The sequence below is a fragment of the Pseudorhizobium tarimense genome, assembly GCF_022968135.1.
Lineage (GTDB): Bacteria > Pseudomonadota > Alphaproteobacteria > Rhizobiales > Rhizobiaceae > Neorhizobium > Neorhizobium tarimense.
In genome coordinates this window covers 129931-144218 of sequence record NZ_JALJRA010000009.1, presented here as the reverse complement: position 1 = coordinate 144218, position 14288 = coordinate 129931, and the positions used below count along the sequence as shown (strand labels likewise).

Here is a 14288-nt window from a genome sequence, read left to right as displayed (position 1 = left end):
CCGCTTGAGCGACAAGGCGGTTGAGGCGCTGACCCTCCTCCCGCTGCGGGAAGAGGGTCAGGTTCGGAGGCCCCAGCACCCCGTCCCCTCACCATTGGTCGGCAGATCAGCTACCTTTGCCGCCGCACTTGCCGGTGGCGACGTTGAAGTTGCCGCACTCCATCGGCTTGCGCCAATCGGCGATCAGGTCCTTGGAGTCCGGCAGGTAGTCGGACCACTCGTCGCCCACGACGGCTGGCGTTTCCTGGACGACTTCGAATTGGCCGTCGGCCTGGATTTCTCCGATCAACACCGGCTTGGTGATGTGATGGTTCGGCATGACGGTCGCGTAGCCACCCGAAAGATTCGGGACGGTCACGCCAATGATGGTGTCGAGCACAGCGTCTGTATCGGTAGTTCCGGCGGCCTCAACAGCCTTCACCCAGGCGTTGAAGCCGATATAGGCGGCTTCCATCGGGTCGTTGGTGACACGCTTGTCGCTGCCGGTGAAGGCATGCCACTGCTCGATGAACTCGGCATTGGCTTCGCTGTCGACAGACTGGAAGTAGTTCCAGGCTGCGAGGTGACCGACGAGCGGCGCAGTGTCGAGACCGGCAAGCTCTTCTTCGCCAACGGAGAACGCGACGACCGGGATGTCCTCAGCCTTCACGCCCTGGTTTGCGAGCTCCTTGTAGAAGGGCACGTTGGCGTCGCCGTTGATGGTCGAGACGACGGCGGTCTTCTTGCCGGCGGAGCCGAAGTTCTTGATGTCGGTCACGATCGTCTGCCAGTCAGAATGACCGAACGGCGTGTAGTTGATCATGATGTCGTCCTCGGCCACGCCCTTCGACATCAGGTAGGCCTTGAGGATCTTGTTGGTCGTCTGCGGATAGACGTAGTCGGTGCCGGCGAGCACCCAGCGCTCGACGCCTTCCGTGTTCATCAGGTAGTCGACGGCAGGGATGGCCTGCTGGTTCGGTGCCGCACCCGTGTAGAAGATGTTGCGCGAGGATTCTTCACCCTCGTACTGCACTGGGTAGAACAGGATCGAGTTAAGCTCTTCGAACACCGGCAGAACCGACTTGCGCGACGAGGATGTCCAGCAGCCGAACACGGCGGCAACCTTGTCCTGGCTGATCAGCTGGCGGGCCTTTTCGGCAAAGAGCGGCCAGTCGGAGGCAGGGTCAACGACGACCGCCTCGATCTGCTTGCCGAGCACGCCGCCCTTCTTGTTCTGCTCTTCGACGAGCATCAGCATGGCGTCCTTCAGCGTCGTCTCCGAAATCGCCATCGTGCCCGACAACGAATGAAGCACACCGATCTTGATCGTGTCTTCCTGGGCAAAGGCGCCATGGAAGGCTGTGGTGGACAGCGCGGCTGCGAGCAGCACACCGCCGAGTTTTGCGGAAATCTTCATGATCGAACCCCTCTTTTTCTTCGTTCGCAGCCGGAAGCGGAAACTTGACCAGTGCTGAGGGAACTATCCGATGTTGCAGCGCAAACCCGTATACGTAGAATGACGTACCGGAGGGGGAGAAGAGGGAAAGGTCGACTGGTTCGACTGAACCGATCCCGTTGACAGCTGGCACTCAACGTCTGAAATGGATCGCAGCGAGAGGATCAAATGAACGTCATGACGATCGGCTTCACCAAGACGAATGCCGAGAACTTCTTTGGCCGGATCAAGGCTGCTGGAGTCAAGAAGGTGATCGACGTTCGCCTGCACAACAGCTCCCAGCTTGCCGGCTTCGCCAAAGCCGATGACCTGCCCTTCTTCCTGAAAGAGCTCTGCGGTGCAGATTACACGCACGAGCCCCTTCTGGCGCCGACGGAAGAGATCATCGCTGCGTTCAAGAAGCAGAAGGGCGACTGGAACGTCTTCCGCGAAGCCTTCCTTGGCCTCATGGCAGAGCGGAAGATCGAGAGCCAGTTCAATGCGGAGATGTTCGACGACGCCTGCCTTCTGTGCTCAGAAGACAAGCCGCACCACTGCCACCGCACGCTGGTCTGCGACTACCTGAACGGCAAATGGGGCGGCCGGCTTTCCGTCAGGCACTTGTGATCCTGCTTCGGTAGGGCTTGCAAATCCCTCGCCCGCACGGGACAGTGCCCAATCTGCAATCACATCAGCTTGGGCGCTAGATATTAGGCATGGCCGCACGCCAACGCATCATACCGATCCGTCGCGAGTACAACCGCTGGGTCGCGGACCAGACGCTGGAAGATTATGCGCTACGCTTCACCGCCAAGAGCGCCCGCCGCTTTTCCTCGAGCCGAATCTCGCACACGGCCATCGGCGCCATCTCCTTTCTGGCGCTGGAAGCGATCGGCGGCACGATCACCCTCTCCTACGGCACGACCAACGCCTTCTTCGCCATCATCGCCGCGGCGGTCGCCATGCTCGTGATCGGGCTGCCGATCAGCCGCTACGCGATCCGCCACGGTGTCGACATCGACCTGCTGACCCGTGGCGCCAGCTTCGGCTATATCGGCTCGACCGTCACATCCCTCATCTACGCCGCCTTCACCTTCATGCTGTTTGCGATCGAAGCTTCGATCATGACCGGTGCGCTGGAGCTTGCCTTCGGCATCCCACCCTGGATCGGCTACATCATCAGCGCGGTCGTCGTCATACCCCTGGTGATCTATGGCGTGCGGCTGATCTCCCGGTTCCAGCTGGTGACCCAGCCCTTCTGGATCATTCTCAACATCCTGCCCTTCCTCTTCATCGCCCTCCTCCACTGGGAGAAGTTCGACCTTTGGCGCGCCTTTGCCGGCATCAACCACTCGAATGCCCAGATCGGCGGGGTCGCCCCCTTCGACTTGCTGGAGTTCGGTGCGGCGTCCGCCGTGATCCTGGCGCTGATGCCGCAGATCGGCGAGCAGGTTGACTTCCTGCGCTTCCTTCCGGCCGAAGGGCAGCGGAAGTGGCGCCACCGGCTTGCGGTGTTCCTGGCGGGGCCAGGCTGGGTGGTCGTCGGCGTGCCGAAGCTTCTGGCGGGCTCCTTTCTCGCGGTCCTCACGCTCTCGACTGCTGTGCCGGTGCGGGAGGCGGCAGATCCGGCCCATATGTATCTCACCGCCTTCGGCTACATGATCCCCAATGAGACCGCCGCGCTTCTCCTGATGGCGGCCTTCGTCGTGGTGTCGCAGCTCAAGATCAACGTGATGAACGCGTATGCCGGGTCGCTTGCTTGGTCGAACTTCTTCTCGCGCCTGACGCACAGCCATCCCGGCCGGGTCGTTTGGCTGATCTTCAATGTTGCGATCGCGCTTCTCCTCATGGAGCTCGGCATCTATCGGCTGCTCGAGGCAACGCTTGGCATCTTCTCCATCATCGCCATGTCCTGGCTCTGCACGATCTCGGCCGACCTTGTCATCAACAAGCCTCTGGGCCTTTCCCCGCCCGGCATCGAGTTCAAGCGCGCGCATCTCTACGACATCAATCCGGTCGGCCTCGGCGCGATGGGGGGATCGGCAGCCATTGCCCTTGCTGCTCACCTCGGCCTGTTCGGCCCGGTGATGGCGTCGCTCTCCACCTACCTGACGCTGATCGCCTTCCTTCTCTCGCCAGCCATCGCCTTTGCGACCAACGGCAAGTTCTACCTCGCCCGCAAGCCGCGACAGAGCTGGAAGAGCCTCGGTTCCATCACCTGCTCGATCTGCGAACATCCCTTCGAGCCGGAAGACATGGCCTGGTGCCCGGCTTATGCGGCCCCCATCTGCTCGCTCTGCTGCTCGCTCGATAGCCGCTGCCACGACATGTGCAAACCGAAGGCGCGTCTCCACGCCCAGATGGGCACGGTGGCACGCGCGGTGCTGCCGCAAACCGTCGTGACGAAGCTAACGACGCGCCTTGGTCGCTATGCCATCGCGGCCGCGGTATCCATCTCCGTCATCGGCATCATTCTCGGCATGATCGCCTATCAGGCCGGGCTCGCCGCCCCGGCCAATGCCGAGGTGATTTACAGCACGATCTTCATCGTCTTCTTCGTCTTTGCCGTCATTGCCGGCATCGTCTCGTGGTTCTATGTGCTGGCTCATGACAGTCGCGTGGTGGCGGAAGAGGAATCCTCCCGCCAGAACACCCTGCTTCTGCGCGAGATCGCCGCCCATAAGAAGACCGATGCGGCCCTGCAGCAGGCAAAGGAAACGGCGGAAGCCGCCAACCGAGCCAAGAGCCGCTACGTCGTCGGCCTGTCGCACGAATTGCGCACGCCGCTGAATGCCGTGCTGGGCTACGCCCAGATCCTCGAGCGCGACCCCTCGATACCCACTCCGCGCCAATCGGCGATCAAGGTGATCAAGCGTTCGGCCGACCACCTCTCCGGCCTTATCGACGGGCTGCTCGACATCTCGAAGATCGAGGCAGGCCGTTTGCAGGTTTATTCCAACGAGATCAACATCCAGGATTTCCTCGACCAGATCGTCGAGATGTTCGGAATGCAGGCACAGGCGAAGGGCCTCGATTTCGAGCACGAGCGGTCACGCGCTCTGCCCCAGTACGTGCGCACGGATGAAAAGCGGCTGCGCCAGATCCTCGTCAACCTGCTCTCCAACGCCATCAAGTTCACCGATACCGGGACCGTTTACTTCGACGTCGCCTATCGCAGCCAGGTGGCGACGTTCACCGTCAGCGATACCGGCCGTGGCATTGCGGAGAAGGATCTCGTCCGGATCTACGAGCCCTTCCAGCGCGGCGAGGCAGACAGCATCAAGCCGATGCCCGGCCTCGGCCTCGGCTTGACGATCACGCGGCTCCTGACCAACACGCTTGGCGGCGATATTTCCGTCACCAGCATCAAGGACGAGGGCTCAACCTTCCGCGTCCGGCTGATGCTTTCGGCCGTCGATCGGCCCAGCACGGCGCCTGCGCCCGAGCGCCGCATCGTCTCCTATACCGGACCGCGGCGCACCATCATGGTTGTGGACGACAACGAGGATCATCGCGAACTGATGCAGGAAGCCCTTGCTCCGATGGACTTCGTCGTGCTGACCGCGAGCAGCGGGCCGGACTGCCTGACCTTGATCGAAGGGGTGAGACCCGACCTCTTCCTGGTCGACATTTCCATGCCCGGCATGAGCGGCTGGGACCTCGTCACCAGGCTCCGGGATCAGGGCCAGACTGCGCCGATCGTGATGCTCTCTGCCAATATCGGCGACGGGACCGCGGCACAGGCCGAGGGTCACAACGACGCGATTGCCAAGCCGGTGGACATGCGCCATCTCGCCGACCGCCTCGCAAGCCATCTCGGCCTCACCTGGGTCTATGAGGACGAGCTGCCGGCGGTGACCGCGCCACGACCGGCTACCGCCGTTGTTGCCCCAGCAGAAAACCACCTGAGAGACCTGTTGCGGCTCGGCGAGATCGGCTACGTCCGAGGCATCGAATCCAAGCTCGCAGAGCTCGCACGATCGGATGAGTACCGCGCCTTCGTCGAGGAGCTCGAGGCCTACGTGCGGGCCTTCGATTTCGAAGGTTACGTGACGTTCCTGAACCGCTTCACGGGAGAAACCACGACAGATGGCTGAGGCTGCCCTTCCCCGCGACATCGTCCTTCTGGTGGACGACAGTCCCGAAGCGCTCGGCTTTTTGACCGAGGCGCTGGAGCAGTCCGGCTTCTCCGTGCTGATCGCGACCTCGGGACAGGCTGCCCTTAATATTGTGGAACGGATCACCCCGGACCTCATCCTGCTCGACGCGGTAATGCCCGCGATGGATGGCTTCGAGACATGCCGCCGGCTGAAGGCCAATGCCGCCATCTCTCAGATACCCGTCATCTTCATGACCGGCCTCACCGAAACCGAGCATGTGGTGAATGCGCTCAACAGCGGCGGCGTCGACTACCTGACGAAGCCGATCAACATCGATGAACTGCGCGCCAGGATTCGCGTCCATCTCGCCAATGCCCGCTCAGCCCAGAGCGCCCGCGTGGCACTCGATGCTGCGGGCCGCCATCTGCTGGCGGTGAAAGGCAACGGTGCCATCCATTGGTCGACGCCGCAGGCGACGCGACTGGTCAACGCAGCGGCCCGCAGCGACGATGGCCTGGACGTCGTTTCTGACCAAATCGGGATCTGGCTGAGCACCCGAACGATGCAAGGCGGTCGGGACGATGCTTTCTCTCTGACGCTGACGGGCGACGCCGGCCTGCACTTCACCTATCTCGGTGCGATCGGCTCCGATGAATTCCTGTTCCGCCTCACCGGTTCCAGCCAGCGCGCCGGCCCGGATGTCCTGCGCCATCATTTTGCGCTGACCCTGCGGGAATCGGAGGTTCTCGAGTGGATCGCCAAGGGCAAGTCGAACCGGGATATCGGCGATATCCTCGGCCTGTCGGCACGAACTGTGAACAAGCATCTCGAGCAGATCTACGTAAAGCTCGGCGTCGAAAACCGCGCGTCTGCAGCGGTGAAGGCGGCACAGGTGCTTTACGAGGCGTGAGCGCATCAGCTCTCCTCTTCGACCCATACCCTGAGGTCGCCCACTGGCGAGAAGCCAAGCGACAACATCGATTGGAGATCTGCGCCACTGTCGTAGCCCACGATGGGCAGCTCAGGCACCAACGCGGTCAGCGCCTCGACGGCGAAACGGTGAACAGGATAGTCGGGGTCTCGGGAGAAGACGTTGGAAAGCCCGACACTTCCGTGGGACAGATTTGCTATGCATCCCGCTAACCATCTGCCTTCGGCTTTGCACCCAAGGAAGAAAAAGTCCTCTCGACCAAGCAGAGGGATCGGGAAGACCCTTTGCGAGGCCGGCGAACCGGAGGCCTGCCAAGCATCCTCCCAGGCCACGAGTTCGTCCACCTGATCGACCTTAGCCCAGCCCTGCGGCAGCTGCTTCGGCTCGTACGGGACCGGTGGGCGTAAAATCCAGCTGGCTGTGAACAGAAGCCGCATGCCCGTCTCGGACATGTCGTACCGGCAGAAGCTGTCCTTGAAGCCGAAACTCTTGCCGAAGCGTTGGCGCGCGACGGCGATCTCCGAATCCTGTCCTTCAGCATCCTCGACGGAGGTCGTGGTCAGGCAGGCGTAGTAGGGAGGCGGCTGGTCTTCTGCAACGAAGCAGAAGGGCGTTCGCCGATAGCTTACGCGGTGGGCTCCGAACACAGCTGCGTAGAGGTCGGCATTATTGCTGGCCGCCATGAGCGCGCGTGGGTCTAGATGATCCAACATATCCACCTCGGCTGCCCTATTGATAATGCCGCCGACGGTACTGCGGCCGTTAACGCAAAAGCCCGGCCGAAGCCGGGCTTTCCTAGCCTAATGAGCCTTTCGGTACACCTATCAGTCTTCCTTCTGAACGTAGGTGTAGTTGCCGTCGTCGCCCTTCTTCCACTCGTACATGACGTAGCCGGGAAGCTTCGGGTCGCCCTTTTCATCGAAACCCATGTCGCCGAGTGCGGTCGGGAAAGTGTTGGCCTTCATGGCTTCGGCGACGGCTTCCGGATCGTTCGAGCCGGCAGCCTTGCTGGCGCCATCGAGGACCTGCATGGCAGCATAGGAATAGAGCGTGTAGGCTTCCGGCTCGAAGCCGGCAGCGCGGAACTTCTCGACGAGCTCCTTGTTCTGCGGGGCCAGGCGCGGGTCCGGGCCGAAGGTGTTGAGCGTGCCCTCGACGGCGTCGCCGGCGATCGAAGCAAGCTCGTTGGAAACGATGCCGTCACCCGAAACGAGAGTGGCGTCGAGACCCTGGTCGGCGGCCTGGCGGATGATCAGGCCGGCTTCGGTGTGCAGACCGCCCCAGTAGATGATCGATACGCCGGCTTCCTTCATCTTGGCGATGAGGGCGGAGAAGTCCTTGTCGCCGGTGTTGACGCCTTCGCGAATTACTTCCGTGACGCCGGCAGCGTTCATTGCCTTCTTCGTTTCTTCGGCAAGGCCCTGACCGTACGGGGTCTTGTCGTCGATGATGGCGATCTTGGCGTCACCGAAGTTTTCAGCGAGATAGGCGCCGGCAATGCCGCCCTGCTGGTCGTCACGACCGCAGGTGCGGAAGGTGTTCCACAGGCCGCGCTCGGTGAAGGTCGGGTTGGTGGAAGCGGGCGTGATCTGCAGGATGCCGTTTTCGGCATAGACTTCCGATGCCGGGATCGAAACGCCGGAGTTGAAGTGGCCGATGACGAACTTGACGCCGTCAGCGACGAACTTGTTGGCAACGGAGATGCCCTGCTTCGGGTCGGAGACGTCGTCGCCGAGGACGATCTTGATCTGCTCGCCGTTCAGGCCCCCAGCAGCATTGATGTCGGCGGCAGCCTGCTCAGCACCCTTCTGAAGCTGTGCGCCGAACGCTGCATTCGGACCGGTCAGCGGACCTGCCACACCGACCAGCACGTCGGCCCAGGCGCTACCGCCGAAAGCCACCACTGCGGTCAGTGCAACGGCAGAAAGAAGAGACTTCTTCATTATGTTACTCCCAGTTTTTGAAAGCGGGTTGGGTTACGAAAGCCTGCACGATACCCACCATTATCGCGCCGGAAACTGTTCCACTCTAAGGTTTTTTCACGGTTCAACCTTTCCCCAATCTGAGGGAAGTTTTCCGCGACTGTCAATCTTTCTTCTTCCATGAGAAAGCGGAGGTTTGCTCGTAGAGCCAGTAGTAATTGTGCACCATCTGGTCCGTCCGACGCATGCGGAAACCGATGGTGGAAAACACCAGCAGCAGCACGAAGTCGATGAGGTAATAGAATGGGCTGATAAACGGCCCCTCGAACAGCGAGAAGTGCAAAAAGCGCATCACGCAGGCGAGCAGCGCGGTGTAGACGAGCACCGTCACGTAGCCTTGCCAGCCCTCGGCCACCGCCTTGCCGGTCCGCCAAGCGGTCCAGAAGCCGATCAGCATGACGAGCACGCGCAGCACGTAGCGGACGCCGGTGTCAGTCTCGAAGAAAAGTCCTTGCATATCAATCTCCCCTCGACGCGCGGCTCAGTGCCGGCCCCCTTCAAGGTAGGCCGCACGGACTTCCGGATTGGCGAGAAGTGCCTTGCCCGACCCCGTCATCGTCACCTTGCCGTTGACCATGACATAGGCCCGGTCCGACAGCCGCAGTGCCGCAAACGCGTTCTGCTCCACGAGGAAGACGGTGAGCCCCTCCTCCTTGTTGAGCTTCTTGATCGCCTCGAAAATGCCCTTGACGATCAGCGGCGCAAGCCCGAGCGAGGGTTCGTCGAGCAGGAGAAGCTTCGGCCGCGCCATCAGGGCGCGCCCGATCGACAGCATCTGCTGCTCGCCGCCCGAAAGCGTGCCGCCACGCTGGCTCTGCCGTTCCTTCAGGCGCGGGAAGAGCGTGAAGATCTTTTCGACGTCCTCCTTGAAGTATCTCAAGTTGTCGAGGCCGGCGCCCATCTGCAGGTTTTCGTAGACGGTCATGCGCGGGAAGATGCGCCGGCCTTCCGGAGACTGTGCAATACGACGACGGGCGATCAGGTGCGTCGGCTGCTGGGTGATGTCTTCGCCGTCGAAGATGATCGATCCGTGACGCGCCTGCGGGCTGCCGCAGATCGTCATCATCAGCGTCGACTTGCCGGCACCGTTGGCGCCGATGAGACTGACGATCTCGCCGCGATTGACGTGTACGTCCACCCCATCGAGCGCGCGGATATTGCCGTAGAACGTTTGTACGGCCTGGACTTTGAGGAGAGGTTCATCAGCCATCAGATGGTCCCCTCGTCCAGTTGTTCCTCGATTTCTTCAACTTCGTCATCCTCGACACCGAGATAGGCCGCGATGACCTTCGGGTCGTTCTTCACGTGGTCCGGTGTGCCGTCCGAAATCTTCTGGCCGTATTCGAGCACCACGACATGGTCCGAGATTTCCATCACCACCGACATGTCGTGCTCGATCAAGAGGATCGAGACGCCTTCGTCGCGAATGGAGTGAAGCAGGGTGTTGAGCGCAGCCGATTCCCGCGGATTGAGACCCGCCGCCGGCTCGTCCAGGCACAGCAGCTCCGGCCCCGTGCACATGGCACGGGCAATCTCGAGGCGCCGCTGCGCACCGTAAGGCAGATCGCCCGCCGGATCGTCGGCGCGCTCAGTCAGGTTCGCCTTGTCGAGCCAGTACTTTGCTTTGTCGATGGCGGCAGCTGAAGCTTTCCTATAGGCCGGCAAGCCTAGGAGACCCAGGATCGTGTAACCGGAAGCCTTCATCAGCGCGTTGTGCTGCGCCACAAGGAGGTTCTCCAGCACGGTCAGGCCGGAAAACAGCCGGATGTTCTGGAAGGTCCGCGAAACGCGGGCGAGTTTGGTGATCTCAAAGTCGCGAAGACGCTCGAGCAGGTAGTGCTCGCCGTCCCTCTGGGTCAGCGTGATCATGCCCATGGTCGGCTTGTAGAAGCCGGTGATGCAGTTGAAAACGGTCGTCTTGCCTGCTCCGTTCGGGCCGATAAGTGCGGTGATCTCGCCGCGCTTGGCTTCAAACGAGAAGTCGTTGATGGCCATCAGACCGCCGAACCTCATCGACAGGTGTTCGACCTTCAGGATCGTGTCGTTGCTCATGCTGTTCGTTCCGAGGGACATCAGCCGTGGCCCTCCTTGGTGAAGCTGCCAGAAACAGCCTTGCGCTCCTTGAGGTAGGCCGTGGGCTCACGCGAACCCACGAAGCCGCGCGGCTTGAAGACCATGACGACAATCATTGCCAAGCCGAACAGCAGCATACGGTAGAGTTCCGGCGTGAAATCGGGCCCGAAGACATGCTTCAGGAATTCCATTTCGCGCAACAGCTCTGTACCCCCGACCATGACGATGGCAGCGATGGCGATGCCAGTCAGGGACCCCATGCCGCCCAGGACGACAATTGCAAGGATGACCGCTGATTCCAAGAACACGAAGCTTTCCGGCGAGACGAAGCCCTGCCGGGTGGCAAAGAAGGCGCCGGCAAACCCACCGATCATGGCCCCGATAGCAAAGGCCGTCAGCTTGGTGGTGACGGTGTTGATACCGAGCGAGCGGCAGGCAATCTCGTCTTCGCGCAGCGCTTCCCAGGCACGACCGATTGGCATGCGACGAAGCTTGATCGTTACATAGGCGGTCAGCATGCAGAGTGCGAGGATCAGGTAGAAGAGGAAGATCTTGTAGTAGGCCGAAGACATCGACAGCCCGAACGCCTTGGTGAAGTTGTTCGGTGCACCGACGTCGAAGGACCAGATGCCGAAGAAGGAAGCCTTCGGGATACCGGAAACGCCGAACGTTCCTTTGGTCACCACCGTCCAGTTGATCAGCACCAGGCGGATGATCTCACCGAAGGCCAGCGTCACGATGGCGAGGTAGTCACCGCGCAGACGCAGGACGGGGAAGCCAAGAATGATGCCCCAGAACGCCGCCAGGATACCAGCCATCGGCAGCAGCACCCAGAAGGACAGGCCGAAGTGCTCCGACAGCAGCGCATAGGAATAGGCGCCGACGGCATAGAAGGCGACATAGCCGAGGTCGAGAAGACCGGCGAGGCCGACGACGATGTTCAGGCCCCAGGCCAGCATCACGTAGATCAGGATCTGGATGCCGAAGTTGTCGACGTATTTGAGCGACCCCTGCGTTCCGGCCAGCATGACCGAAAGCGGCGGATAGAGCAGCAGAAGAACCAGCGCGATCTTGAGGAAGTGGCGATGGAAGAAGCCTTTGTGATCCGTGACTTCCGGAATGCCGGCCTTCGCCTTGGCACGCTTGCGCTTGTCGAGGTGCGGCTTGATGAAGCCGACAACCACGAAGCGTCCGAACGCGGCGATCGCCACGAAGCTGAAGAGCAGGCCCCAACGGGTCCGCCAGACCAGGGCATTGTTGATGTCCTGATAGGTTTCGATGCCGACATAGAGAATGAAGAGGCCGAAGGCGACGGCGCCCGCAAAGACGGCTTCCTTTACGGCCTGCATCATCAGGCCGCTGTTTTCGAGAGCAGAAGGCTGCGTCATATCACACCTTCTCCACTTCCGGACGGCCAAGGATGCCCGTCGGCTTGAAGATCAGGACGAAGGCAAGCAGCGCGAAGGTTGCCACATCCTTGTAGGCGATCGTGAAATAGGCCGACCAGAGGGACTCGATCAGGCCGATCAGCAGGCCGCCAAGCACGGCGCCCGGCAGCGAACCGATACCGCCGAGTACGGCGGCGGTAAACGCCTTGACGCCCGGAATGAAGCCGTCGTTGAAGGTCGCGACACCATAATACATGAGGTACATGGTACCGGCCACCGCGGCCAGCGCCGCACCCATTATAAAGGTGATTGAGATCGTGCGGTCGACGTCGACCCCGAGGAGTGCCGCCATCTTGCGGTCCTGCTCCGTCGCGCGCTGGGCGCGCCCGAGCGGGGTTTTGTTGACCACGTACCAGAAGATCGTCAGCAGCACGGCCGTCAGGGCGATGATGATGATCTGCTTCAGCGAGATCGTGATGTCACCGAAATGATAGACATCCGTCACGAGCGCCGGGATCGGCTTGTTGCGCGGGCCCTGCGTCACCTGGATGAAGTTCGACAGCACGATGGACATGCCGATTGCGGTGATCAGCGGCGCCAGGCGGAACGAGCCGCGCAGCGGCCGGTAGGCCACCCGCTCGATCGTCCAGTTCCACAGGCTCGTCATCAGCATTGCGATGATCAGCATGACGAGAAGCGCCAATGCGACCGGAATGCCGGCAAAGAACGATGTCAGGATCAGGAAGACGATCAACGCTGCGAAGGCGCCGAGCATGAAAATGTCACCATGGGCAAAATTGATCATGCCGATGATGCCGTAGACCATCGTGTAGCCGATTGCGATGAGGCCGTAGATGGATCCAAGAGTCAGCCCGTTGGCGAGCTGCTGGACGAAGTACTCCATATATATTTTCCCCCGGATGCGATCCCCGACGGCCGCATCTCTTGTATTCTCGACCCTTTAGGGTCTCTTCACTTCCGGGGCATCCATACCGTTTTCGGCAGAAATGTGAAGACAAAAAGCCGAGAGAGAGGCGAAAACGGAGGAGTTCTCAACAGGCTGCACAGAGAAAATGCCGGGGACCAAAAAAGATGCAGCCAACTGCCGCGTCTGTCGGCAGCTTGTTCTCCAGGCTCTATTCACCGCATCGCACAAATCGCTTGGTGCGATGCAGTAGACGCGCAGGGTCAGCGCCGGTCTTCTTACCGCGACAACAATAGCAGGGCATCAAATCGGCATCCGCAGGTGAACAAAAGCAGTAGCTTAAAGCCTGCATGATTCACCTTGCCGTTGGCTGAGGTCTACTTCCTGAAAAGGAGAGAGACCGTGACCGCTACTGCGCCAAGTCTAAAAACTGCCCTTCATCTTGCCCTCGCAGGCACAAAAGCATGTCACGCACAACGAAGCTTCTGACGCTCCACGCTCACGTAAACCTCGCCTTCGCCGACACCGCTTCGATCCTCCGGCCGCACCGGAAGAAGGGACGGCATATCTCATAGACGCAAATCCCTCGGCGGAGGCTGGGCCGTCAGATCAGGTGGCTGCGTGCGCCCGCACATTAAGCGGAAGCCTTGCCCCCGGTGGGCAGGCCATGCTCTTCCAACCACCGGCACTTTTCTGATCAGCCTGAACGTCTCCGTCGCCTCATCCAGTGGCCATGCCATTACCCTGCTGGTCAGCGAGAATCTTGCACTGCTGTCGCTCGCCGGCGGCACCGGCACATATTCCGCGTCCACTATTGCTCACCTGAATGAAAGCGGCATGCTGTCGCTTTCCCACAGCCGGACCGCGCAGATCAACCTTGGACTAGGAAAGACAGAACTTACGGCTCTCCTCCTATAGACCAAGGCCAGCGGTTGAGCTCCAGCAAATGGTGGCCGCGCGGCAAGTCCTGCGCGGCGGCGTCTAAAGGGGGAAAACAAGCGGCGCGCAACCAACCGACGGATCACCTGCGACCGTCGCGAAACGCTTCTGCGCGCTTTGGAACAATTGCTTCGCCACATTTAGGTAAATGTTAAATCTGCGGCGCTAGCCTTCGCGACGTGGTCTTGTGTTTGTGTAGAGAGTTCCATGACCGAATTGATACGACCCCGAGTAAAATACGTCATCGGCCCCGATGGCAGCCCGTTGACGATTGCCGACCTTCCGCCTGCCAATACCCGCCGCTGGGTTATACGTCGCAAGGCTGAGGTGGTCGCCGCCGTTCGGGGTGGGCTCCTGAGCCTTGAAGAGGCGTGCGAGCGCTACACCCTCACCGTTGAGGAATTCCTGTCCTGGCAGTCGTCGATCAACGATCACGGCCTTGCCGGTCTTCGCACCACACGGATCCAGCAATACCGCCACTAGCGGTACGCACTCATCCAGACACTGCTTCAGGCGCCGCTTGGGAGACCACACCG

At 61.0% G+C, this 14288-nt stretch carries 13 protein-coding genes; 5 read left to right on the top strand and 8 right to left on the bottom strand.

The window, feature by feature from the left end; translation table 11 throughout:
- Positions 1-106 precede the first annotated feature (106 nt).
- The gene (urtA, locus tag MUU54_RS12735; protein WP_247244394.1) at positions 107-1396 is read right to left on the bottom strand and encodes an urea ABC transporter substrate-binding protein; all 1290 of its coding nucleotides are present in this window, start codon (positions 1394-1396) and stop codon (positions 107-109) included.
- A gap of 207 nt (positions 1397-1603) precedes the next feature.
- On the opposite strand from urtA, the gene MUU54_RS12730 reads away from it, so the two are divergent.
- The 3 genes from MUU54_RS12730 (at position 1604) to MUU54_RS12720 (ending at position 6424) form a co-directional block, all read left to right on the top strand.
- A complete protein-coding gene (locus tag MUU54_RS12730) occupies positions 1604-2041 on the top strand; it encodes a DUF488 domain-containing protein (protein WP_247244393.1) in 438 nt (145 codons plus the stop codon).
- 89 nt (positions 2042-2130) lie between these two features.
- Positions 2131-5511, top strand: a complete 3381-nt coding sequence (locus tag MUU54_RS12725; RefSeq protein ID WP_247244392.1) for a hybrid sensor histidine kinase/response regulator — start codon at positions 2131-2133, stop codon at positions 5509-5511.
- Positions 5504-6424 carry a response regulator transcription factor gene (locus MUU54_RS12720; RefSeq protein ID WP_247244391.1) on the top strand — a complete coding sequence of 307 codons (921 nt, stop codon included), beginning with the start codon at positions 5504-5506 and terminating at the stop codon, positions 6422-6424. Before MUU54_RS12725 ends, MUU54_RS12720 begins: the two co-directional genes overlap by 8 nt.
- Positions 6425-6429: 5 nt before the next feature.
- Here MUU54_RS12720 and MUU54_RS12715 read toward each other — a convergent pair whose 3' ends face one another.
- The 7 genes from MUU54_RS12715 to MUU54_RS12685 form a co-directional block, all read right to left on the bottom strand.
- Positions 6430-7158 (bottom strand): hypothetical protein, encoded by a 729-nt coding sequence (locus MUU54_RS12715; protein WP_247244390.1) that lies wholly within the window; start codon positions 7156-7158, stop codon positions 6430-6432.
- A 111-nt stretch (positions 7159-7269) separates the two neighbouring features.
- A complete protein-coding gene (locus tag MUU54_RS12710; protein WP_247244389.1) occupies positions 7270-8388 on the bottom strand; it encodes a branched-chain amino acid ABC transporter substrate-binding protein in 1119 nt (372 codons plus the stop codon).
- A 142-nt stretch (positions 8389-8530) separates the two neighbouring features.
- A complete protein-coding gene (locus tag MUU54_RS12705) occupies positions 8531-8884 on the bottom strand; it encodes a DUF6867 family protein (protein WP_247244388.1) in 354 nt (117 codons plus the stop codon).
- Between the two features lie 24 nt (positions 8885-8908).
- Positions 8909-9637, bottom strand: a complete 729-nt coding sequence (locus MUU54_RS12700) for an ABC transporter ATP-binding protein (RefSeq protein WP_247244387.1) — start codon at positions 9635-9637, stop codon at positions 8909-8911.
- Positions 9637-10500, bottom strand: coding sequence for an ABC transporter ATP-binding protein (locus tag MUU54_RS12695; protein ID WP_247244386.1), 864 nt, complete (start codon positions 10498-10500; stop codon positions 9637-9639). Before MUU54_RS12695 ends, MUU54_RS12700 begins: the two co-directional genes overlap by 1 nt.
- Positions 10500-11888: a high-affinity branched-chain amino acid ABC transporter permease LivM gene (livM, locus tag MUU54_RS12690; protein WP_247244385.1), complete on the bottom strand. Its 1389-nt coding sequence runs from the start codon at positions 11886-11888 to the stop codon at positions 10500-10502. Before livM ends, MUU54_RS12695 begins: the two co-directional genes overlap by 1 nt.
- A 1-nt stretch (position 11889) precedes the next feature.
- On the bottom strand, positions 11890-12792 hold the full coding sequence (locus MUU54_RS12685) for a branched-chain amino acid ABC transporter permease (RefSeq protein WP_247244384.1): 903 nt from the start codon (positions 12790-12792) through the stop codon (positions 11890-11892).
- A gap of 642 nt (positions 12793-13434) precedes the next feature.
- Between MUU54_RS12685 and MUU54_RS12680 the strand changes: the two genes are divergently transcribed.
- Both MUU54_RS12680 and sciP read left to right on the top strand, forming a co-directional pair.
- Positions 13435-13731, top strand: a complete 297-nt coding sequence (locus MUU54_RS12680) for a hypothetical protein (RefSeq protein ID WP_247244383.1) — start codon at positions 13435-13437, stop codon at positions 13729-13731.
- Between the two features lie 228 nt (positions 13732-13959).
- Positions 13960-14235 (top strand): CtrA inhibitor SciP, encoded by a 276-nt coding sequence (gene sciP, locus MUU54_RS12675; RefSeq protein ID WP_007769470.1) that lies wholly within the window; start codon positions 13960-13962, stop codon positions 14233-14235.
- Positions 14236-14288: the final 53 nt, after the last annotated feature.

What these genes read in the sequence shown, in the direction of transcription:
- MUU54_RS12700 (WP_247244387.1), bottom strand. Translation starts at nt 9,637, where the DNA reads ATGGCTGATGAACCTCTCCTCAAAGTCCAGGCCGTACAAACGTTCTAC.
- urtA (WP_247244394.1), bottom strand. Translation starts at nt 1,396, where the DNA reads ATGAAGATTTCCGCAAAACTCGGCGGTGTGCTGCTCGCAGCCGCGCTG.
- MUU54_RS12730 (WP_247244393.1), top strand. Translation starts at nt 1,604, where the DNA reads ATGAACGTCATGACGATCGGCTTCACCAAGACGAATGCCGAGAACTTC.
- MUU54_RS12710 (WP_247244389.1), bottom strand. Translation starts at nt 8,388, where the DNA reads ATGAAGAAGTCTCTTCTTTCTGCCGTTGCACTGACCGCAGTGGTGGCT.
- MUU54_RS12685 (WP_247244384.1), bottom strand. Translation starts at nt 12,792, where the DNA reads ATGGAGTACTTCGTCCAGCAGCTCGCCAACGGGCTGACTCTTGGATCC.
- MUU54_RS12705 (WP_247244388.1), bottom strand. Translation starts at nt 8,884, where the DNA reads ATGCAAGGACTTTTCTTCGAGACTGACACCGGCGTCCGCTACGTGCTG.
- MUU54_RS12715 (WP_247244390.1), bottom strand. Translation starts at nt 7,158, where the DNA reads ATGTTGGATCATCTAGACCCACGCGCGCTCATGGCGGCCAGCAATAAT.
- sciP (WP_007769470.1), top strand. Translation starts at nt 13,960, where the DNA reads ATGACCGAATTGATACGACCCCGAGTAAAATACGTCATCGGCCCCGAT.
- MUU54_RS12725 (WP_247244392.1), top strand. Translation starts at nt 2,131, where the DNA reads ATGGCCGCACGCCAACGCATCATACCGATCCGTCGCGAGTACAACCGC.
- MUU54_RS12695 (WP_247244386.1), bottom strand. Translation starts at nt 10,500, where the DNA reads ATGTCCCTCGGAACGAACAGCATGAGCAACGACACGATCCTGAAGGTC.
- livM (WP_247244385.1), bottom strand. Translation starts at nt 11,888, where the DNA reads ATGACGCAGCCTTCTGCTCTCGAAAACAGCGGCCTGATGATGCAGGCC.
- MUU54_RS12720 (WP_247244391.1), top strand. Translation starts at nt 5,504, where the DNA reads ATGGCTGAGGCTGCCCTTCCCCGCGACATCGTCCTTCTGGTGGACGAC.